Origin of the sequence: Fusibacter sp. 3D3 (genome assembly GCF_001748365.1) — a bacterium.
GTDB lineage: Bacteria > Bacillota > Clostridia > Peptostreptococcales > Acidaminobacteraceae > Fusibacter_A.
Map to the genome: position 1 here is coordinate 321,063 of NZ_BDHH01000001.1, position 20,231 is coordinate 341,293.

Annotated in this window: 24 protein-coding genes; 4 read left to right on the forward strand and 20 right to left on the reverse strand. The window is 39.8% G+C overall.

Annotated features, from left to right (window positions below):
* Positions 1–87: 87 nt before the first annotated feature.
* Together murA and F3D3_RS01375 are read right to left on the reverse strand one after the other, a co-directional pair.
* Positions 88–1,353: a UDP-N-acetylglucosamine 1-carboxyvinyltransferase gene (gene murA / locus F3D3_RS01370; RefSeq protein WP_069870468.1), complete on the reverse strand. Its 1,266-nt coding sequence runs from the start codon at positions 1,351–1,353 to the stop codon at positions 88–90.
* A gap of 255 nt (positions 1,354–1,608) precedes the next feature.
* Positions 1,609–1,980 carry an iron-sulfur cluster assembly scaffold protein gene (locus F3D3_RS01375; protein ID WP_069870470.1) on the reverse strand — a complete coding sequence of 124 codons (372 nt, stop codon included), beginning with the start codon at positions 1,978–1,980 and terminating at the stop codon, positions 1,609–1,611.
* A gap of 342 nt (positions 1,981–2,322) precedes the next feature.
* Here F3D3_RS01375 and F3D3_RS01380 point away from each other — a divergent pair, with 342 nt between their 5' ends.
* Positions 2,323–3,438, forward strand: a complete 1,116-nt coding sequence (locus tag F3D3_RS01380; protein ID WP_069870473.1) for a M20/M25/M40 family metallo-hydrolase — start codon at positions 2,323–2,325, stop codon at positions 3,436–3,438.
* A gap of 123 nt (positions 3,439–3,561) precedes the next feature.
* On the opposite strand, the gene F3D3_RS01385 is transcribed toward F3D3_RS01380, so the two are convergent.
* From F3D3_RS01385 to kduD, 3 genes are all read right to left on the reverse strand, one after another.
* Positions 3,562–4,266, reverse strand: a complete 705-nt coding sequence (locus tag F3D3_RS01385; RefSeq protein WP_139131982.1) for a GntR family transcriptional regulator — start codon at positions 4,264–4,266, stop codon at positions 3,562–3,564.
* Between the two features lie 10 nt (positions 4,267–4,276).
* Positions 4,277–5,113 (reverse strand): 5-dehydro-4-deoxy-D-glucuronate isomerase, encoded by an 837-nt coding sequence (gene kduI / locus F3D3_RS01390; RefSeq protein WP_069870476.1) that lies wholly within the window; start codon positions 5,111–5,113, stop codon positions 4,277–4,279.
* A 71-nt stretch (positions 5,114–5,184) separates the two neighbouring features.
* On the reverse strand, positions 5,185–5,940 hold the full coding sequence (kduD, locus tag F3D3_RS01395; RefSeq protein WP_069870478.1) for a 2-dehydro-3-deoxy-D-gluconate 5-dehydrogenase KduD: 756 nt from the start codon (positions 5,938–5,940) through the stop codon (positions 5,185–5,187).
* A gap of 231 nt (positions 5,941–6,171) precedes the next feature.
* On the opposite strand from kduD, the gene F3D3_RS01400 reads away from it, so the two are divergent.
* The 3 genes from F3D3_RS01400 to F3D3_RS01410 all read left to right on the forward strand — a co-directional run bounded on the left by F3D3_RS01400 (position 6,172) and on the right by F3D3_RS01410 (position 8,892).
* A complete protein-coding gene (locus tag F3D3_RS01400) occupies positions 6,172–6,930 on the forward strand; it encodes an IclR family transcriptional regulator (RefSeq protein WP_069870480.1) in 759 nt (252 codons plus the stop codon).
* A 236-nt stretch (positions 6,931–7,166) separates the two neighbouring features.
* Positions 7,167–7,820 (forward strand): bifunctional 2-keto-4-hydroxyglutarate aldolase/2-keto-3-deoxy-6-phosphogluconate aldolase, encoded by a 654-nt coding sequence (locus F3D3_RS01405; RefSeq protein WP_069870482.1) that lies wholly within the window; start codon positions 7,167–7,169, stop codon positions 7,818–7,820.
* Positions 7,821–7,869: 49 nt separating this feature from the next.
* Entirely contained in the window at positions 7,870–8,892 is a 1,023-nt protein-coding gene (locus tag F3D3_RS01410) for a sugar kinase (RefSeq protein ID WP_069870484.1), read from the forward strand.
* A gap of 135 nt (positions 8,893–9,027) precedes the next feature.
* Here F3D3_RS01410 and F3D3_RS01415 read toward each other — a convergent pair whose 3' ends face one another.
* From F3D3_RS01415 to F3D3_RS01485, 15 genes are all read right to left on the reverse strand, one after another.
* Positions 9,028–9,492 (reverse strand): YhcH/YjgK/YiaL family protein, encoded by a 465-nt coding sequence (locus F3D3_RS01415; protein ID WP_069870486.1) that lies wholly within the window; start codon positions 9,490–9,492, stop codon positions 9,028–9,030.
* A gap of 75 nt (positions 9,493–9,567) precedes the next feature.
* The gene (locus F3D3_RS01420; protein WP_069870488.1) at positions 9,568–10,251 is read right to left on the reverse strand and encodes a GntR family transcriptional regulator; all 684 of its coding nucleotides are present in this window, start codon (positions 10,249–10,251) and stop codon (positions 9,568–9,570) included.
* A 557-nt stretch (positions 10,252–10,808) separates the two neighbouring features.
* Positions 10,809–11,225, reverse strand: a complete 417-nt coding sequence (locus F3D3_RS01425; RefSeq protein ID WP_069870490.1) for a F0F1 ATP synthase subunit epsilon — start codon at positions 11,223–11,225, stop codon at positions 10,809–10,811.
* A gap of 14 nt (positions 11,226–11,239) precedes the next feature.
* Entirely contained in the window at positions 11,240–12,643 is a 1,404-nt protein-coding gene (atpD, locus tag F3D3_RS01430; protein WP_069870492.1) for a F0F1 ATP synthase subunit beta, read from the reverse strand.
* Positions 12,644–12,675: 32 nt separating this feature from the next.
* A complete protein-coding gene (gene atpG / locus F3D3_RS01435) occupies positions 12,676–13,533 on the reverse strand; it encodes an ATP synthase F1 subunit gamma (RefSeq protein ID WP_069870494.1) in 858 nt (285 codons plus the stop codon).
* Between the two features lie 24 nt (positions 13,534–13,557).
* Positions 13,558–15,069, reverse strand: coding sequence for a F0F1 ATP synthase subunit alpha (atpA, locus tag F3D3_RS01440; protein ID WP_069870496.1), 1,512 nt, complete (start codon positions 15,067–15,069; stop codon positions 13,558–13,560).
* 16 nt (positions 15,070–15,085) lie between these two features.
* Positions 15,086–15,628, reverse strand: coding sequence for a F0F1 ATP synthase subunit delta (locus F3D3_RS01445; RefSeq protein ID WP_069870498.1), 543 nt, complete (start codon positions 15,626–15,628; stop codon positions 15,086–15,088).
* The gene (gene atpF / locus F3D3_RS01450; protein ID WP_069870500.1) at positions 15,616–16,149 is read right to left on the reverse strand and encodes a F0F1 ATP synthase subunit B; all 534 of its coding nucleotides are present in this window, start codon (positions 16,147–16,149) and stop codon (positions 15,616–15,618) included. Before atpF ends, F3D3_RS01445 begins: the two co-directional genes overlap by 13 nt.
* 41 nt (positions 16,150–16,190) lie before the next feature.
* Positions 16,191–16,457, reverse strand: a complete 267-nt coding sequence (gene atpE / locus F3D3_RS01455) for an ATP synthase F0 subunit C (RefSeq protein ID WP_069870502.1) — start codon at positions 16,455–16,457, stop codon at positions 16,191–16,193.
* A 64-nt stretch (positions 16,458–16,521) separates the two neighbouring features.
* The gene (atpE, locus tag F3D3_RS01460) at positions 16,522–17,073 is read right to left on the reverse strand and encodes an ATP synthase F0 subunit C (RefSeq protein ID WP_069870504.1); all 552 of its coding nucleotides are present in this window, start codon (positions 17,071–17,073) and stop codon (positions 16,522–16,524) included.
* A 21-nt stretch (positions 17,074–17,094) separates the two neighbouring features.
* Positions 17,095–17,796 carry a F0F1 ATP synthase subunit A gene (gene atpB / locus F3D3_RS01465; RefSeq protein ID WP_242877057.1) on the reverse strand — a complete coding sequence of 234 codons (702 nt, stop codon included), beginning with the start codon at positions 17,794–17,796 and terminating at the stop codon, positions 17,095–17,097.
* A complete protein-coding gene (locus tag F3D3_RS01470; protein ID WP_069870509.1) occupies positions 17,786–18,217 on the reverse strand; it encodes an ATP synthase subunit I in 432 nt (143 codons plus the stop codon). Before F3D3_RS01470 ends, atpB begins: the two co-directional genes overlap by 11 nt.
* Before the next feature lie 84 nt (positions 18,218–18,301).
* On the reverse strand, positions 18,302–18,673 hold the full coding sequence (locus tag F3D3_RS01475) for an AtpZ/AtpI family protein (protein ID WP_069870511.1): 372 nt from the start codon (positions 18,671–18,673) through the stop codon (positions 18,302–18,304).
* A 185-nt stretch (positions 18,674–18,858) separates the two neighbouring features.
* Positions 18,859–19,512, reverse strand: coding sequence for a 3-oxoacid CoA-transferase subunit B (locus tag F3D3_RS01480; RefSeq protein WP_069870513.1), 654 nt, complete (start codon positions 19,510–19,512; stop codon positions 18,859–18,861).
* Positions 19,512–20,165 (reverse strand): CoA transferase subunit A, encoded by a 654-nt coding sequence (locus tag F3D3_RS01485; protein ID WP_069870514.1) that lies wholly within the window; start codon positions 20,163–20,165, stop codon positions 19,512–19,514. Before F3D3_RS01485 ends, F3D3_RS01480 begins: the two co-directional genes overlap by 1 nt.
* Between the last annotated feature and the right edge of the window lie 66 nt (positions 20,166–20,231).

Here is a 20,231-nt window from a genome sequence, read left to right on the forward strand (position 1 = left end):
CCCGTTCTCGTCTAATCGCAAAGCGCAGGTTAAACATTCCCGCTCTTTGCTGGACGAAAACTAATGATTTATATAAAAAAATTGACCTTATTCGCCTTCAACTCGTCTGATTTTTGCACCTAGACTCACTAAATCTCTTTCAATCTGTGGATAGCCTCTATCAATATGATAAATATCATCCACTTCAGTAACGCCTTCAGCTATAAGACCTGCTAAAACAAGTGCTGCCCCTGCCCTTAAATCCGTTGCTTTGACTTGTGCCCCTTGAATCGCTTTGACACCTTGTATGACAGCACTATGCCCTTCGATCTTGACATTAGCACCCATTCTATTGATTTCAGCAACATGTCTAAAACGGTTTTCAAACACCGTTTCTGTAATCACGCTTGTGCCTTCTGAAATAGACAATAAAGCCATGAAAGGCGCTTGAACATCTGTTGGAAAACCTGGATATGGTAATGTCGTGATATCAACCGCTTTAAGTCCACCCGTTGAGGTCACTCTGATTCGATCATCATCATCTTCAACGATTACACCCATTTCTCTAAGTTTCGCTGTAATAGGCTTAACGTGGCTTGAAACTACATTTTCAATAGTGATATCCCCTTTAGTCATGGCTGCAGCAACCATGTAAGTTGCTGTAATAATTCGATCTGGCATAGTTTGATGTCTAGTCCCTTTAAGCGATGTCACGCCATTGATCCTAATCGTATCGGTCCCTGCACCCTTTACATTGGCGCCCATTTCATTTAGGAAATTGGCAAGATCAATGATCTCAGGTTCTTTTGCAGCATTCTGGATCGAAGTTTGACCTTTTGCCATAGTGGCAGCCATCATTATATTTTCTGTAGCACCAACACTTGGAAAATCAAGATAGATTTCTGAACCGACTAAGCCATGCTCCGCTTTAGCTTCGATATAACCATGTCCTAAAGTCACTTCTGCACCGAGTGCTTGGAAGCCTTTTAAATGAAGATCAATAGGTCTCGCACCAATCGCACAACCTCCAGGCATTGAAACTTTGGCAATCCCCTTTTTTGCAAGCAAAGGACCCATCACCAAAAATGAAGCGCGCATCTTCTGAATTAATTCATATGGCGCTTCACATCTTAAAACCTTACCTGGCTTAATTTCGATCGTCTCTTCCACTCTATCATAATGAACCACTTGACCTAATGATTCAAGTAATGTAATCATAACTTCTACATCTAACAACTCTGGAACACTTTCTATTACACAAGCCTCTTCCGCTAGCAAAGATGCTGCCATAAGTTTAAGAACAGAATTTTTTGCGCCGTTTATTCTAACTGTTCCTACTAAAGGCCCACTTTTTTCAACTAATAATTTAGCCAATTGTATCCTCCTGATTACTACCCAAAATTTATTTTATATAAAGTATTTACGCATATTCCAACTCAATTTTGTAAACCTGTTAAAACACTCATACACATTTACTATTATATATAAAAACGATGTATCATTCTACATTATTTTTTTTTTTTTTTATTTTTTTGATTCTAAGGGGGTGATTTTGCATCATTTCATGTCAGCTAGAGTCTCGGGCGACAAAAGTTGATCAACCTTCTACCCCCATTAGGTTCCATGAAATTACTTGTTGCATTTACATCTATAGTCATTAATGGCGTTTCTAAGTGCAACAGTTCCAAGCAAAGAGCAATGTATTTTCTCTTTCGGTAAGTGGTCCAATGCCGTTACGATATCATTTTCATTAATCGTATAGGCCACAAGGATGTGCTTGCCTTTTGCAAGTTCTGTGAGCACACTGCTTGTTGCGATCGCACCTGCACAGCCGTGCACCATGAATTTAATATCCACTATAATTGAATGCTCAACTTGAATTGTAATTTCTAAATAATCACCACACTCTGGATCGCCCGCACTTCCTTCGCCATCTGGATCTTGTATCATACCGACATTCCTTGGATTCATAAAATGATCCAGTACTTTTTCAGAATACATAGTAGATTCCCTCACTTTATTTTATTGGCGTATGCCAGTTTCAATTTTACTATTTTTTTGACATAAGTCAATATAACCCTTGAGGAATATATCCCCCTACTCAAAGTGGGGGGATATATTCCTAATTCAGTGGGAGTCCAAACTCCCACCGAATGCAATCCAATAGGATTGCACAAGGGTTACGAAGGTAGCAAAGCGGACTGAGTATACGCTTTGATCCACAAAATCTCTATGAAGTTAATCACTTTCTGCTAAATTTTAAGATGAATGTCCTCATTTTTTTAGTATAATAATAGTAGTTAGAGTGTCAAAACTTTATTTTATCTCAAGAGGGAGGACCATATGATTAACCAAATACGTCTTGTTGAAGCGTTTATGCAATATGTTCAAATTTCCAGTCCTACAAAAAGTGAGGGTGCTTTTGCAAATTTTATTAAGGTTGAACTTGAAAAATTAGGTCTTGAAGTTTCAATTGATGATGCAGGTGAAAAAGTAGGTAGCGATACAGGTAATGTCATCGCCAAATTAAACGGGACATGTAATGGGGATCCCATTTTATTGAGTTGCCATATGGATACGGTCTCGCCTAGCATCGATATCAAACCGGTCATCAAAGACCATGTTATCTATAGCGATGGCACGACAATTCTCGGCGCAGATGATAAAGCAGGTATCGCAGCCATAATAGAAGCCTTAACCGTTATAAAAGAAAATGACATCCCACATGGTCCCATTGAAATCTCATTGAGTATCTTTGAAGAAGGCGGTCTACACGGTGCCAAGAATTTAGACTTCAAAAAGTTTGAATCTCAAAGCGCCTTCGTTTTAGACAGCGGTGGTGACCCTGGTCAAATCATAATCCAAGGTCCTGCACAAGATAAAATTCATGCTAGAATCACAGGGAAATCTGCTCATGCAGGTGTGTGTCCTGAAGAAGGCATCAGCGCTATTATGGTTGCGGCAAATGCCATAGATCAAATGAAGCTTTTGAGAATAGACTCTGAAACCACCGCCAATATAGGCACAATTCAAGGTGGCAGTGTTACCAATATCGTTGCATCCGAAGTTGAAATCCTAGCTGAAGCAAGATCTCTAAATAACGATAAATTGAAGGCACAATCCGACCATATGAAAGCATGCTTTGAAAATGCTGCCGCAAAGTTCGGTGCAAAAGTTGAAGTTGAAATCAATCGTATGTATAATGCTTTTAAGGTAGATGCCACTGAAGATATTGTCAAAATAGCGGAAATGGCTTGTACCAATATTGGGATCAAACCTTTTACGGCAGCCTCTGGTGGCGGGAGTGACACCAACATCTTTAATGCAAATGGGATTAAAGCCATCAACCTCGGCATTGGCGAGCGAAAACCACACACGCTTGAAGAGCATATCCACATCAAAGATCTAGTGAAAGTTGCAGAGCTTGTATTGGAAATTATTAAACTTCACGGCTGCTAGAGCGCGTATGAAAAGCCATGCCTAAAAGTGTTGTGTGTACAAGTAAAACTAGAGAAGGCTGATCAGCCTTCTCTAGTTTTACTAAGGGGATTATATTTACCATAATATATAAGGAAAATAACATTAAAATGGCTGTTCAAAGTAGCAGGCATATTCATTATGAACCTTCTCATTCAGTCTTGAAATACCACCTTCTAAATGCTTCAAAAAATGTTTTTCAAGTTGTTCTATATGTCCTGATTTTATTGATTCTACTATTTGTTTATGTTCTTCATAGAGCACATCAAAATTTTTATCTATCAAGATATCGAGCATTCGGAATCTTGTATAATGTATCTGGGATTTTTGAATTTGTTCCCAAATAGCGAGTTTATCAGCATATTGAAACCCAATTTTATGAAATTGGCTGTCCATTTGGTAAAAATCCTCTGGTAAAAAATTGGATTTTAACAATTGTGCTTGTTGTTCTAAGCTAAATTCAAGATCACAAATCATTTGCTCATGTTTTATTGGCAATAGGTCTTTCACAATATTAACTTCTAGGATATGCCTCATATAAATAATTTGTTGAATATAGTCATAATTCAGCAAGGCCACATAATGCGCTTTATAAGGAATCGCCACCACAAGCCCCTCATTTCGCAATCGCTTCAACACATCGCGACTCGGTGTTCTTGAAATGATAAACTGATCACAAATTTCTTGCTCTGTCAAAGTCTGTCCTGGTTTTACCTTTAGAGTCAATATATCCTGCTTTAAGATTTCATAAACATCATCGCTCAGAACGCTTGCTGCTTTACTTGGCCGTCTAAGGGGGTCACCTTGCACGCATTGCCCTCTATCTTAGATCTTTGATATCGACATGGTCCATATCTGTAAATTCAATATTTTCGCCGCACATGCCCCAGATAAAAGTGTAACTACCAGTACCCACGCCACTGTGAATTGACCAGCTCGGCGAAATAACCGCTTGCTCATTGTCAACAACGATATGTCGTGTCTCTGACGGCTGGCCCATCAAATGGAAAACTCTTGTATCTTCTGACATATCAAAATAAAGATAAACTTCCATTCTTCTCTCATGTGTATGACAAGGCATTGTATTCCATACGCTGCCCTCTTTTAGAGTTGTCATTCCCATGACCAACTGGCACGTTTCAAGAACCGCAGGATGCACATATTGATTGATAGTACGCACATTTAAACTTTTTGGATCTCCTAAATCTACTTTATTTGCCTGCTCTAGAGTAATTATTCTCGACTGAAACGCTTGGTGTGCTGGACAACTGTTGATGTAAAATTTAGGTGGATTTGAGCCATCAACACTCTCAAATTTTACTTCTTTAGCGCCCATGCCGATATAGAAGCCATCACGAGGCCCCATTTCGTAAATCGTTCCATCAAGCGTGATCTTACCAGGACCACCAATGTTGATAATCCCCGCCTCTCTTCTTTCAAAAAAAGTTTTTACGCCAAGTTCTTTACCCGCATTGAGTTCAAGTATTTCTTTAACAGGCATGATTCCACCCGCAATGATGCGATCGTTGTGCGAATAAACAAGTGTTGCCTGATCTTCTATAAAGAGCTTCTCAATTAAATAATGTGCTCTAAGCTCTTCTGTTGTATAGTATTTTGAATCCTCTGGATGATTGGAATATCTCGTTTCTAAACTCATATTGCGCTCCTAATCTTTTGTTAAATTACAGGTTGTTTTGACACTCTAGCCTTTGATTATTGCCCTCAAATTTATCGCGCTAACCAACCACCATCAACTGCTATTGTAAAGCCATTGATATAGTTGGAAGCTTCAGATGCTAAAAACACTGCTGTACCACCAACATCTTTAGGCGTTCCCCATCTTGAAGCAGGAATTCTACTCAAGATTTCTGCACTTCTATCTTCGTCTGCTCTTAAAGCGGCTGTATTATCCGTTGCCATATAACCTGGTGCGATTGCATTTGCGTTGATATTGTGTTTAGCCCATTCATTTGCCATGAGCATAGTAATCCCTTTAACGCCAGATTTACTTGCCGTATAAGAAGGCACTCTGATCCCGCCTTGGAAAGAAAGCATCGATGCGATGTTTATGATTTTACCACCTGTGCCTTGCTTTATGAATTGTTTTGCCACAGCTTGGCTGAAGAAAAATACGGTTTTAACGTTAATATTCATAACATCATCCCAATCTTTCTCCGTAAAATCAACAGAGTCTTCTCGTCTTATAATGCCGGCATTGTTAACCAAAATGTCCACTTTGCCAAATTTTTCCAAAGTTTTTCCCATAATGCCCTCTATTGGTGCAATAGAGAGTAAGTCCGCATTGATGCCAAAGTAAGTTCTACCTAAAGCCTTCACCTTTTGCTCAGTTTCAGTCGCCTCAACGTGATTGACACCCACGATATCTGCACCTGCTTCTGCTAAACTCAATGCGATCCCTTGACCTAGACCTGTATTGCAACCTGTGACGATTGCAACTTTTCCATTTAATGAAAACATAACCATTCACTCTCCTCTTTTTTTTAAGTTTATGAGTCTCATGTCCAAAATGAATTGAGTTTCTCAATTCATTATTAAATTTTTATAATAATCGTATACATTGTATACAACGTATACGATTATTATAGTTTTTTATTCACGTGCCGTCAATGGTCAATTTTAATCGCCGATACACCTTTCTCTAAAACGCTATAATGTGATATAATTTGACTCAAATAGATTCGTAAGGAGAATATCATGTCAGATTCTGTCCAGTCCATTGTTCGGGCTTTTAACATTATAGAAACCATCGCGGAACACAACAATAGTATGACGATTACTGAGCTTTCTCAAAAGGTAGCACTTCATAAGAGTACCGTACACAGGCTCTTAAATACACTTATTCAGATCGGCTATGTCAAGCAAAATACTCAGACAAGTCAATATGAGCTCACTTTAAAGTGTTTCGAAATCGGGGTCTCCATCGTCAAGCAAAATGACTTGATCAGTGTTGCAAGACCTTATCTAGAAGCCATGAGAGATCTAAGCGGCGAAGTGGTGCATTTGGTCATACCCGATGATAAAGAGATTATTTACATCGATAAAGTCGAATCAAATCACACTTTAAGAATGCATTCCTTTGTGGGCAAGAGAGCACCATTATACTGTACCGCTGTGGGCAAAGCGATTTTAGCAGAACAATCGCCTCAAGCCATAGAGCATTATTGGAACTCTATTGATCCCATTAAATACACCTCCAACACCATTGTCACTCTAGATGCTTTTTACAATGAGCTCTCTGAAATAAAAGTAAACGAAGTTGCCTTTGACAACGAAGAGCAAGAAACGGGTATCCGCTGTATTGCGATTTCACTTAAGAATTATTCTGGTGAAACCATTGGCGCACTTTCTATCTCAGGACCACTTGGGCGGATGACCGATGACAAAATGGCCCTTATAAAACCTGAACTTTTAAAAATAAAATTGCAGATTTCAAAGCAAATGGGTAAATTCTAAAGCCGTTTTAATCAAAGCGTATACTCAGTCCACTTCGCTACCTTTGTAACACTTGCACAATCCTATCTCCTCAAGGGTTATATACAGCCTATAATGATCAGCATTTCCTTTTAATTTATTTTTTAAGGAAATGTTTTTATTTTTTTGTTGATTAAATTCCAATAGTTCTGTATAATGAAATCAAATTCCACATTGTGATATTGAGTTTTGCAATGTGAAACTCTCTAGGAGGATTTATGTTTAAGCATTGGCAGGTAATAGAAAAAATTAGCGCCGTGGGCGTGGTTGCTGTTGTTAGAGCAAAAGATGAAAATGAAGCCATACTCATTGCAGAAGCTTGTTTAAAAGGTGGTATCACCGCGATAGAAATTACATTTACAGTCCCAAAGGCACATAAAGTTATCGATAAATTGAGTGACCATTTTAAAAATGGCGAAATGATCATTGGCGCAGGTACGGTTATGGATGCAACAACAGCACGCTTAGCCATTTTATCAGGCGCCGAGTACATTGTAAGTCCACATTTTGATAAAGAAATTGCACTGATGTGCAATCTATACAAGATTCCATATATGGCAGGTTGTATGACGATTACCGAAGTTAAAGAAGCGCTTTCATATGGCGTTGAAGTAGTGAAGCTCTTCCCAGGAAGTGCATTTGGACCGAGCTTTGTAAGTGCTGTAAAGGCGCCATTACCACAAGCTCAAATCATGCCAACAGGTGGCGTTTCGCTTGACAATATTGATCAGTGGTTCGCAAATGGCGTTGTCGCTGTAGGTGTTGGCGGCGACTTAACAAAGGGTTTAAAAGACGGTAATTATGAAGTCGTCACTGCAAAGGCTGCAGAATATGTCAATAAAGTTAAGGCTTTTAGAGCAAAAAAAGCCTAAGATAAAAGGAAAATATGAAAGCTCAATTAAATTTCGAAGGAGTAATGTTATGAAAAAAGTTGTAACACTTGGAGAGATCATGCTCAGATTGTCGACACCCCTTACAGACCGTTTCGTTCAAAGTAAAACCTTTGATATCAATTACGGTGGTGGTGAAGCCAATGTCACTGTTTCACTTGCAAACTATGGCCTTGACACTTACTTTGTAAGTAAATTGCCAACACACGAAATTGGACAATCTGCTGTGAATGCCCTTAGACAATACGGCGTTCATACGGATTATATCGCAAGAGGCGGAGACCGAGTGGGCATCTATTTCTTAGAAACTGGGGCTTCAATGAGACCTTCTAAAGTCATCTACGATCGCGCAGGTTCTTCAATCGCCACTGCTACTGCAGAAGACTTTAATTTTGATGAAATCTTTAAAGACGCGGATTGGTTCCATTTTTCTGGCATCACACCTGCACTTAGCGATTCAGCAGCACAGCTTACAGAACAAGCACTGATCGCCGCTAAAAAAAATAACGTCACCGTCAGTGTGGACCTCAACTTCCGTAAGAAATTATGGACTTCTGAGAAAGCGCAATCCATCATGCGTCCCCTTATGCAATATGTTGATGTATGTATTGGCAACGAAGAAGATGCAGATAAAGTTTTAGGCTTTAAACCTAAAAATACGGACGTCACAAAAGGTGCTCTTGAAATTGATAACTACAAGGCAATCTTCGAAGAAATGAAAGCCGAATTTGGATTCAAATACGTTGTATCTTCACTTAGAGTGAGCCATTCCGCTTCAGATAACGGTTGGTCAGGCATCATCTGTGATGAAACCGATTTTTACCAATCTAAATCGTATGAGATTAGAATTGTGGACCGTGTTGGTGCAGGCGACTCGTTTGCATCAGGTGTTATCTATGGTTTAATTTCAGGCATGTCTACAAAAGACACCATTGAATTTGGTGCTGCCGCATCTGCATTAAAGCATACGATTCCAGGAGATTTCAATCTCGTTTCATTGGAAGAAGTAATGACTTTGGTAAACGGAGATGCCTCTGGCCGAGTTCAACGATAATCGCCCACAATTATTTTATATATATAAAGAACGAGAACGCTCCTCCTCACAGTTGCGTTCTCGTTCTTTTTTTGCTATAAATTCACGGTTAAAATGTTAAATTCCAGTTTCGTATAAAGCTTTTTCTCCCTATGCCTATGCCTTAATCTTAACGACAATCTTCTTCACCGTTTCCGAATTTTCAACTTGACACAGGGGTCTATGCACATCCTCAGGATAAAAAACGGCATAATCGCCAGCACTTAAAATTGCAAAAGATTCATTCATAATTTCATTTTCAAAAAGAACAACATCTTTTTCAACTAATTTATCTTCTTTAATAACGGGCTGATCGCTTAAAACGGCAAAGCCCATTTTCTCAGTTCCCGAAATGACAAATTGAATATCAATATATTTTACGTGCGCTTCAGGTGCCCTTTTTTCAATGGGTTCTGTCGTCTTTTCCATCACCATGGCATACACTGCTTTACCATCGATCTCGTAAGTGTCGTTTTCAATAGACCCCGCCACATTTTTCTCTAAAAATGCAAAGGCTTTTACAAATGCGTCTTGATGAAAAATACCGTTCTTTTTCCAATCTTTAATGTTTCCAAATATCATAGCCTTCTCCCTAAAATAAAATCTCCACAACTATTTTAAAGGCACACTTTCGCATATGTGAACATCTTTTGAGCGCTACATAAAATACTCAGCATATTCACTGTAAATTTGATCGCCTAATCTGGAAATACCGCCATTAAAGTGTCTTTCTAAGTGCTTTTCAATACCCTCTATATCTTTCGCTTTAATTAAATGCACCAGTTTAATATGTTCCTCAAAAATGGCTTTAAAGTTTTTAACCATCACAATGTCCAGCATTCTAAACCTTGTATAGTTTATTTGTGATTTTTGAATCATTTCCCATACAGCAAGTTTTTTAGCTTCTTCAAACCAGATTCGGTGAAATTCGCTGTCGATCTCATAAAAAGCTTCTACTTCAAAATCTGATGCCAAAAGGTACTCTTGCCTCTTAAGATTATTTTCCAGCGCATGGATGAAGGCTTCTGAGTCCAGCTCAATAACATCTTTGATCACTTGCACTTCTAAGACCAAGCGCATGTAGATCAACTGCTTAATTTTATCAAAGTCCAAAAGTGAAACATAATTGGCTTTATAGGGAATCGATATGATCAGACCATCGTTTTTAAGGCGCTGTAGGACATCTCTACTAGGCGTCCTTGAGATTTGATATTGCTCGCAAATTTCTTGCTCGGTTAATACTTGTCCAGGTTTTATGGTCAAATTGAGTATTTCTTTCTTTAAAAGTTCATATACATCATCACTTATGGTATTGCTATTATAAAATCTGTTAACGGACATGCTTTGCTCCTTGTATTGTATTCACTTCACATATATGAAAGTATACTCTTTAGAAAAATAATACGCAAGTCACAATTTGTAAGGACACTCGGTCCGCTTCGCTACCCTCGTGACTCTAGCGCAAGCCCGAAGGGGCTTGACGCCACCAATGGGACACTCGGTCCGCTTCGCTACCCTCGTGACTCTAGCACAAGCCCGAAGGGGCTTGACGCCACCAATGGGACACTCGGTCCGCTTCGCTACCCTCGTGGCTCTAGCACAAGCCCGAAGGGGCTTGACGCCACCAATGGGACACTCGGTCCGCTTCGCTACCCTCGTGACTCTAGCGCAAGCCCGAAGGGGCTTGACGCCACCAATAGGACACTCGGTCCGCTTCGCTACCCTCGTGACTCTAGCACAAGCCCGAAGGGGCTTGACGCCACCAATAGGACACTCGGTCCGCTTCGCTACCCTCGTGACTCTAGCGCAAGCCCGAAGGGGCTTGCAATCAGTGGGCGATTGCCCACTGATTTAAAAGAGACACCCACTAAAGTGGGTGTCTCTTTGCTAGAGTCATGTTATTTATTTTCGTAAAGTCTCATACGATTGATCGCTCTTTCAAGCGCTGCTTTTGCTCTTGCGACGTCAACGTCTTTGTTTTCCACTTTGTGAATATGAAGTCTGTGTTCTGCACGTTCTTTGGCTTTTGCAGCACGATCGACATCAATCTCATCTGACCATTCAGCAGAATCTGTGATAATCGTCACCTTTTCATCATTTACGATGACAAAGCCTTCAGTACAAGCAGCCCATCTAAATGCGCCATTTTCCTGCTTCACACGGATGCTTCCTACTCTCAGTGGCGCGACAAGAGGCTCGTGGTCATGTAAAATTCCAAAATCTCCTTCAGTTGTTCTCACAATCGCCATCTCTGTTGCATCTGCAAAAAAGACACGGTCAGGTGTCACAACTTCAAGATTGAATTTTTTGCCCATTCGCTACACCTCCATTACGCTCTACTGCTTTTGAATTTTTCAACAACTTCTTCAATTGAACCGCATAAGAAGAACATATGCTCTGGGATTTCATCATGAAGTCCATCTAGGATCTCTCTAAAGCCGCGTATCGTATCTTTAACAGGTACATATTTGCCTTCAATACCTGTAAATTGTTCTGCAACGTTGAAAGGTTGAGATAAAAATCTTTGAACCTTACGCGCTCTTGTAACCACGAGCTTATCTTCATCTGAAAGTTCATCCATCCCAAGGATTGCAATGATATCTTGAAGTTCATTGTATCTTTGGAGCATTTCTTGAACTTCACGCGCCACATTGTAATGCTCATGACCAACAACATCTGGTGTTAAAATTCTAGAAGTTGAATCCAGTGGATCAACTGCAGGATAAATACCGAGCTCTGAAATCTTTCTAGAAAGAACCGTGGTCGCATCCAGATGCGAGAACGTCGTCGCTGGTGCTGGATCCGTTAAGTCATCCGCAGGTACGTATACCGCTTGAACCGAAGTGATAGAACCCTTCGTCGTAGATGTGATACGTTCTTGCAAAGCACCCATATCGGTTGCAAGTGTCGGTTGGTAACCAACGGCACTTGGCATACGACCGAGTAACGCCGAAACCTCAGAACCCGCTTGTGTAAATCTGAATATATTGTCGATGAAGAGCAATACATCCTTACCTTCTTGATCCCTGAAATATTCTGCCATTGTAAGGCCTGTTAGCCCAACACGCATTCTCGCTCCAGGGGGTTCATTCATCTGTCCAAATACAAGCGTCGTCTTATCCAAAACGCCTGATTCTTTCATCTCATGATAGAGGTCATTACCCTCTCTCGTTCTCTCGCCAACACCAGCAAATACAGATAAGCCACCATGATTTGTCGCGATGTTGTTGATGAGCTCTTGAATAATAACCGTTTTACCAACACCGGCACCTCCGAAGAGACCGATTTTACCACCTTTAGAATAAGGTGCGATTAAGTCGATAACTTTAATGCCTGTCTCAAGCATTTCTGCTGTCGTATTTTGTTCAACAAAAGGTGGTGCTTCTCTATGAATCGGCCAAAATTCAGCATCTTCACGCGTAATCTGACCCGCTTCATCTATGGTCTCACCAAGAACATTGATCAGTCTGCCCAGTGTTGCCTTGCCAACTGGAACGGATATAGGTGCACCTGTGGCAACCGCATCAATACCTCTAATTAACCCATCTGTTGAACTCATAGCAACAGCTCTAACAGTATTATCTCCAGTATGTTGCATAACTTCTGCAACAACACGGATCTTATTAAAATCTATTGTTACCGCATCATAAATATTAGGAAGCTGATCTGCTTCGAATCTAATATCGAGTACAGGTCCAATAATTTGCACGATTTTCCCAATCGCTTGAGCCATACTCTTTCACTCCCTTTCAATCGAATTTCGAGTTATTTAAGTGCCTCTGCACCACTTACGATTTCTGAAATCTCTTGCGTAATAGCTGCCTGACGAGCTTGGTTGTAAAAGAGTGATAATTCATCGATAATGTCTACTGCATTATCTGATGCACTTTCCATTGCAACTCTACGAGCTGCTTGCTCCGAGGCTGACGACTCTATTAGTCCACCATAAATTGTACTCTCAACGTATTTGGGAATCACGTATTTAAGCACTTCTTCAGCAGATGGTTCATAGTTGATAAATTCATCAGATGTTACTTTTTCACTTGAGTGATCGTGCTCAATTGGCAATAATTGAATCAATTCAGGTGCTTGTGAAATCGTACTTACAAATCTTGTATATATAAATTTCACTGCATCGACTTCTCCAGAATCAAACATACTCATGGCTTTTTTTGAAATTTGAGCTGCATCAAAATACTCAGGTTTCTCTGATATGCCTAAAAAATAATCTTCAATCTCATAACCGTAACGGTTAATGATGTCAAATGCTTTTTTACCAATTGTGATGAATTTGGCATCTTTTATATCTTCTACTTCACTTATCGCTTTTTTGATAGCATTGATATTATAGCCACCACATAAACCGCGGTCACCAGCAATGACAATATATAATGTCTTTTTGATTTCGCGACCTGCCACATAGCTCATGCGAATACTCTTGTCTTCGCTGAGAATATCTTGAACCGCTTGCTTAACCGTTTCAAAATAGGGCTTCGTGATGTCCATTTTACTTCTTGCTCTTCTAAGCTTTGCAGTCGATACTAATTCCATTGCCTTGGTGATCTGCATGGTGCTATTAACGCTTCGTATCTTACGCTTAATATCGCGCATGTTACCTGCCATTATTAGTCCCTCCTACAAGGAAGTTTACTCTACTTCAAAGCTCGCTTTGAACTCTGCAATTGCAGCTTTAAGTTTCTCTTCCATTTCATCTGATAAAGCGCCAGCTTCAACGATGCTTTTACCGATTTCAGGATAATTTGTATCGAGGAAATCAATATATTCAGATTCAAAACGCCTGATATCTTTAACTTCTACATCCATCAAATACTTATTAACCACGGCATAAATCATCATAACTTGGTGCTGAACTGACATTGGTTTATATTGTGGTTGTTTTAGAATTTCCATTAATCTCACACCATGATCCAGTGTCGCTTTTGTATCTTTATCCAGTTCAGATCCGAACTGAGCAAATGCTGCAAGCTCTCTGTATTGTGCAAGCTCAAGTTTAATTCTACCAGCTACTTTTTTCATGGCCTTAATCTGTGCAGAACCACCAACCCTTGAAACCGAAATACCTGGGTTTACTGCAGGTCTCTGTCCAGCGTTAAAGAGTTCTGTTTCAAGATAAATCTGTCCATCTGTGATGGAGATAACGTTTGTCGGAATATACGCCGATACGTCACCTGCTTGTGTCTCAATTACAGGAAGTGCTGTGATAGAACCGCCACCGAGCTTGTCGCTAAGTTTAGCCGCTCTTTCAAGCAATCTACTGTGAAGATAGAAAACGTCTCCAGGGAATGCTTCACGTCCTGGTGGTCTCCTAAGAAGTAAGGACATTGCACGGTAAGCCACAGCATGTTTAGATAAATCATCATAGACGATGAGTACGTGCTTGCCAGCATACATCAACTCTTCAGCCATTGTAACACCTGAATAAGGTGCAATGTATTGAAGGGGTGCTGGATCTGCTGCAGATGCTGAAACCACACAAGTGTATGCCATAGCACCATGGTCTTCAAGTTGCTTTACGATCTGAGCCACTGTAGATTGCTTTTGACCAATCGCAACATAAATACAGTAAACATCTGTTTCTTTTTGATTGATAATGGTATCGATTGCAATCGCTGTTTTACCCGTTTGTCTATCTCCGATGATGAGTTCACGTTGACCTCGACCAATTGGAATCATGGAGTCAATGGATTTAATACCCGTTTGAAGGGGTTCGTTTACAGATTTACGCTCGATAACGCCTGTTGCCCTTGCTTCAATCGGTCTAAATTTATCCGATGGAATTGGACCTTTACCGTCGATTGGTTGTCCTAGTGCATTAACAACACGTCCAAAGACATGTTCTCCAACAGGTACTTCTACGACTCTTTCAGTTCTCTTCACTAAGTCGCCTTCATTAATATATTGATCTGATCCAAATAAAACGACACCGACACTATCTTCTTCAAGGTTGAGAACCATTCCAAAAACTTCCTGTGGAAATTCTAGCAGCTCCCCAGCCATACACTTTTGTAGGCCATGTACTCTAGCAATACCATCGCCAACTTGAATTACAGTACCGGTATCCTCTACTTGAAGCTTAGACTCATATTTTTTAATCTGTGACTTGATCACAGAACTAATTTCTTCTGGTCTTAGATTCATGTCTAACACTCTCCCATTAAACTATTATTTGCGTTAAACCTTCAAGCATACCTTCTAGCTTGTACTTAACAGATCCATCAATAACTTGATCTCCCATTTTGATTACCATGCCACCCACAAGGCTTTTATTGATAATCGCATTCAGTACCACTTGCTTGCCAGTCTTAATGGCAAGTTTTTCAGTGATATCTGAGCGTTGAGATTCAGTTAATGGCACGACTGTTTCCACAGTCACTTTTGCAATCCCTTTGTAATCATCCACTCTTTGATCAAAAGCCGATTTGATTTCAAGGATATCCGACCCTCTTTTTTTATCTAAAATCACATAGATGAAATTCAGAAGATTTTCTGAAATTTTATCACTAAAAATCTCATGAATCATTTTTTTCTTCTCTTCAAAATCAATTTTAGGTGTTTTAAAAATTTCAAAAAAATCTGGATAATCATTGAAACTTGAAACAACAAACTCAAACTCCGCTTGGAATGAGTCAATCATTTTCATTTCCTTTGCGACTTCAAATAGAGCTTCAGAATACGTTTTACTAACTAATTCTGCCATTGAACTTCACCCACTTCATTGATGAACTTATTAATAAGTTCTCGATGGTCGGCTTCGTTAAGATCCTTTTCAACTACTCTTGAAGCTGCCATGATCGTAAGTTCAGATATTTGATCTTTTAACTCATTCACCGCTTTAATTCTTTCTCTTTCAAGCTCTCTATGTGCATTTAACTTCATTGCATCCACTTCAGTTTCTGCTGTTTTAACGATTTCAAAGGCTCTGTTTTCAGCACGTAAAGTATGCTTCTTGACAATTTCCTTCCCTTCATCTTCAGCTGTTTGAAGTCTTGCTTCGTAGTCTGCTTTAAGCTGATTAGCTTCATCTTCCAGACGCTGAGCAACCGCAATCTGTTCTTTGATTTCCGCTTCTCGGTTCTGCATAAAAGCCGTCACAGGACCAAATAAAAACTTTCTGAGAATTAAAAATAGGATGAATGTATTGATTAACTGAAACCAAAATGTCGCGCTGATCTCGACAAGACCAAGGCGCAAATTTGCAGTTACGAGTTCTATACCCATGTTGATCCTCCTTTACAAGGATTTTAATCCTATTTTTTTGATTATAACAATTTTACCAATGGATTTGCAAATAATAAAATTAATGCGATAACAAGGCCATAGATACCTGTTGTCTCTGCAACAGCTGCTCCAAGTAACATGGTTCTAACGATATCTCCTTGTGCTTCTGGTTGTCTACCAACGCCCTCTGCACCTTTACCAGCTGCATACCCCTGTCCAATACCAGGGCCTATACCTGCGATCATTGCAAGACCTGCTCCAATTGCTGAACATGCTAATACTAATGCTTTACCTGTAATCGGTTCCATAAAAAAATCCTCCTTAACGTTTAAAGAATTTAAACTCATATTTAATTTTTTATGCTTCCACTATCTATAATTTAATTAATGGATTAGCAAACAATAAAACGAGCGATATTACTAATGCATAAATTCCTGTTGTCTGAGCAACAGCTTGCCCTACAAGCATTGTTCTGACAATTTGCGACTGAAGCTTCGGTCTTTTGCCGACTGCTTCTGTTCCCTTTCCAGCAGCATACCCTTGTCCAACTCCAGGGCCTATACCTGCTATCATAGAAAGGCCAGCTCCAATTGCTGAAGCCATAATAATGAGTGCCGCGCCCTCTAAATCCACAAGTGGATTTCCGAAGAGCATGATTAAAGCCACTACAAGTGCTAAAATACCAGAAGTTTCTGCAACAGCCGCTCCAAGGAGCATAACCATTGTGGTCTCTCTCTGACTTTTAGGATTTCTTGAAACTGCTTCAGCACCCTTTCCAGCCGCATATCCTTGTCCAATACCAGGGCCTATACCAGCGATCATTGCAAACCCTGCGCCGATAGCTGATGCAGATAAGATCAGAGCTTTTGGCTCAAAGCTCATCAACCATTCTAAAAAGTTTAAAACAAAATTGGTTGATTCCATACGTACACCCTTTCTCCAGTTTTACTCCATTGCACCTGAAATAAATACCATGGTTAGCATTGTAAAGATAAATGACTGAAGTAATCCAGCAAATAAATCAAAATAAATATGAAGTACAGCTGGTACACCTGCTTGCAAAAGCGGCACAGTCAAGCCGAGCAGTGAGTTTGTAAACGCGCCTAACGCACCATAGAGCAAAGTCATTATAATGACGCCTGCTGTTATGTTACCAAATAGACGGAAACCAAGAGATATTGGATTTGCAAGTTCACCAATGATATTAAGTGGTAATAAAAACGGCATTGGCTCTAAAAATCCCTTTCCATATCCCCCTAGTCCTTTTGATTTCATCCCGAAAAACTGCGTGAGTACAAATGTTGCGATCGATAGACACATGGTCGTGTTAAGATCAGCAGTTGGCGGTCTAAATCCGAATAATCCAATGATGTTAGAGATGCCAATAAAGAGTAACAAAGTTCCTACATAAGGTGCAAATGCTGCATTTTTCTCCCCCATGTTTTGCTTCGTCATATTATTGATGATTCCAACCAGTTGTTCTACCACGAGTTGTATGCCTGATGCTTCTCTCTTCATGTTGCGCGTCACTGCAATTGAAAATACAAGAAGTACAAACATGATAAACCAGGTAACTGTTACTGTTTCAGTAACGGATATACCCATAATGTCAAATACAATGCGTGGTCCAAAACCTTCATCGCCCACTAGGTTCATCCTCCTTTCTTTTAAAAATGTTTTGGTAATAGTGCTTATCATTAAAAAGATTGGTAGCTAAGATGATAAATTTGATCATTATAAGACCCACTATGGTCCCAATGACATTTATATAAGGTGCAACAATGGAGACGAAAATCACCACAGCTGTCACGATATATCTAAGGAAGTATTTTGTGGTTGCAAAAGTTTGTGCTTTTGCAGGGGGCATTGTAACCGCCCTTTTAAGCGTTACTGCGAGTTCTTTAAAATTAAGTGCGCTCACGGCAGAACCAAAGACGAGTCCTACTATAAAGGGTATGGGCTCGTCCACTAAAAAAAAGCTTAAAATCATAATGGCTATATCAGCAAATAGCATATACTTAATAATACTATTTTCTAAGTTTTTCAATGTCTTTTGCGTGTTCAACATTTAAAATCCCCTATCTCAAGTTCAAATCACCATTTTATTATATCACTATTCAAAATAAATGTAACACTCACAATGACATAAATATTATTCTTTCTGTTTTGAAATTTCCTCTTGATCGGCATTAGCCTCATCTGCTTCTAAAGTGTCTAGGTCAAGCTCTTGTTCCAAATGCCGTTGCTCTTGATGCTTTTCTTTGGCATACTGCTCTACCTGTGTGCGTGCAGTGTAATCATTTTTATATTCCTTTGACTTCGTCGTTGCAAGTTTCATCAAGTTTCTAAACGATGCTCCTACACCCAGAACAATCATAATGATTAAAAATAGGGGGGTAGTGCCAAAATGGTCATCCAAAAAATCACCTGCAAAGACCCCAAATCCAATGGGCACAATCATCATGATCCCCACTTGTGAAATAAGCGCTAGATTTTCCATTGTACTTTTCGTCGTCTTTTTCATATAGACCTCCAATGGCTTCATTATACCCAAACACCTAAAATCTTAGACAATTATATCACAAATTATTACTGTTCGTTAATATTTTAATAATAAAATGGGCACAATACTAGTATCGCGCCCATAGAATTTAAAAACACTCTCAAAAATTCATCATTTTCTGTCTTTATCTGTAATTGCTTGACAAACTATAAACACATTTTTTTGAGATCAGGCGCAATAATGAGTTTTGCAGAGGTCGCCGCTTGGACTTCCTCAACCGATAAATCGGGATGGATTTCTTTTAAAACCAACCCTTTTGCCGTCACTTCCATTACACCCATTTCAGTTATAATTAAGTTAACTTGCCCTTTAGCCGTAAGTGGCAAAGTACATTCTTCTAGTATTTTAATATCACCTTTAGCCGTATGCGTCATGGCAACGATTACTTTTTTGGCCCCAGTGACAAGGTCCATAGCGCCACCCATGCCAGGCACTTTCTTACCAGGAATCATCCAATTCGCAAGATTTCCCTTTGCATCTACCTGTAACGCACCTAGTACAGTACAATCCAAGTGTCCGCCTCTGATGATGGCGAAACTCATAGCACTGTCGAAAAATGCAGCACCCGGTAACACTGATGAAGGTAAGCCTCCAGCATTTACTAGGTTTTCAATTTCTGCGCCCGTTTCTGGTGCATTTCCCATGCCTATGAAACCATTTTCAGATTGAAACGTGACATCAATGCCCTCTGGTACGAAGTTTGCAACAAGTGTTGGCAGTCCAATTCCAAGATTCACGAGATCACCATCATTTAATTCCATAGCGACTCTTTTTGCAATAATCGTTTTAACATCAGCCATTATTTCGCCCCCTTTACAATATAGTTGACGAAAATATGAGGTGTCATGACCTGATCTGGGTCAATGCTGCCCACTTCAACGATTTCATCAGCCTCCACAATCACAGTATCTGCTGCCATCGCCATTAAAGGATTGAAATTACGTGCAGCCTTATCGAAAACACAATTGCCTTTTCGATCGACTTTTGATGCTCTTATGATTGCAATATCGGCTCTTATTGGTTTTTCAAGGATAAAAGTTTTACCATCCACAACCACTTTCTCTTTGCCTTCTTCTACAATCGTTCCAAGGCCCGTTGGCGTTAATACGCCACCAAGACCCGCACCGCCAGCTCTCACTTGCTCTGCTAATGTCCCCTGTGGCACCAGCACAACATCAAGCTCGCCTGCATTCATTTGTCTTCCAGTTTCAGGATTTGTTCCAATGTGAGAAACAATGACCTTACTTACATTTTTTCCAACTACGAGCTTTCCGATATTTTGATCTGGAAAACTGGTGTCATTGGCAACCACCGCTAAATTGCGTATGCCCTTTTCAATGATTTTGTCTACAAGTAAATCCGGAGAACCGGTTCCCAAGAAGCCACCTATCATGACAGTCATACCATCACTAATTTTGGATACTGCTTCTTCAAGCGTAATTATTTTCTCCAAAACTTACACCTCCCTATAAAGTTTTGAGTGTTTGACCACTCTTAAAATCCCTATGCTTAGGATACC

Bases quoted from the DNA above. Each gene is read 5' to 3' on its own strand.
- F3D3_RS01375 (WP_069870470.1), bottom strand. From the start codon at position 1,980: ATGTATTCTGAAAAAGTACTGGATCATTTTATGAATCCAAGGAATGTC.
- F3D3_RS01380 (WP_069870473.1), top strand. From the start codon at position 2,323: ATGATTAACCAAATACGTCTTGTTGAAGCGTTTATGCAATATGTTCAA.
- kduI (WP_069870476.1), bottom strand. From the start codon at position 5,113: ATGAGTTTAGAAACGAGATATTCCAATCATCCAGAGGATTCAAAATAC.
- kduD (WP_069870478.1), bottom strand. From the start codon at position 5,940: ATGGTTATGTTTTCATTAAATGGAAAAGTTGCAATCGTCACAGGTTGC.
- F3D3_RS01400 (WP_069870480.1), top strand. From the start codon at position 6,172: ATGTCAGATTCTGTCCAGTCCATTGTTCGGGCTTTTAACATTATAGAA.
- F3D3_RS01405 (WP_069870482.1), top strand. From the start codon at position 7,167: ATGTTTAAGCATTGGCAGGTAATAGAAAAAATTAGCGCCGTGGGCGTG.
- F3D3_RS01410 (WP_069870484.1), top strand. From the start codon at position 7,870: ATGAAAAAAGTTGTAACACTTGGAGAGATCATGCTCAGATTGTCGACA.
- F3D3_RS01415 (WP_069870486.1), bottom strand. From the start codon at position 9,492: ATGATATTTGGAAACATTAAAGATTGGAAAAAGAACGGTATTTTTCAT.
- F3D3_RS01420 (WP_069870488.1), bottom strand. From the start codon at position 10,251: ATGTCCGTTAACAGATTTTATAATAGCAATACCATAAGTGATGATGTA.
- F3D3_RS01425 (WP_069870490.1), bottom strand. From the start codon at position 11,225: ATGGGCAAAAAATTCAATCTTGAAGTTGTGACACCTGACCGTGTCTTT.
- atpD (WP_069870492.1), bottom strand. From the start codon at position 12,643: ATGGCTCAAGCGATTGGGAAAATCGTGCAAATTATTGGACCTGTACTC.
- atpG (WP_069870494.1), bottom strand. From the start codon at position 13,533: ATGGCAGGTAACATGCGCGATATTAAGCGTAAGATACGAAGCGTTAAT.
- atpA (WP_069870496.1), bottom strand. From the start codon at position 15,069: ATGAATCTAAGACCAGAAGAAATTAGTTCTGTGATCAAGTCACAGATT.
- F3D3_RS01445 (WP_069870498.1), bottom strand. From the start codon at position 15,628: ATGGCAGAATTAGTTAGTAAAACGTATTCTGAAGCTCTATTTGAAGTC.
- atpF (WP_069870500.1), bottom strand. From the start codon at position 16,149: ATGGGTATAGAACTCGTAACTGCAAATTTGCGCCTTGGTCTTGTCGAG.
- atpE (WP_069870502.1), bottom strand. From the start codon at position 16,457: ATGGAACCGATTACAGGTAAAGCATTAGTATTAGCATGTTCAGCAATT.
- atpE (WP_069870504.1), bottom strand. From the start codon at position 17,073: ATGGAATCAACCAATTTTGTTTTAAACTTTTTAGAATGGTTGATGAGC.
- F3D3_RS01470 (WP_069870509.1), bottom strand. From the start codon at position 18,217: ATGTTGAACACGCAAAAGACATTGAAAAACTTAGAAAATAGTATTATT.
- F3D3_RS01475 (WP_069870511.1), bottom strand. From the start codon at position 18,673: ATGAAAAAGACGACGAAAAGTACAATGGAAAATCTAGCGCTTATTTCA.
- F3D3_RS01480 (WP_069870513.1), bottom strand. From the start codon at position 19,512: ATGGCTGATGTTAAAACGATTATTGCAAAAAGAGTCGCTATGGAATTA.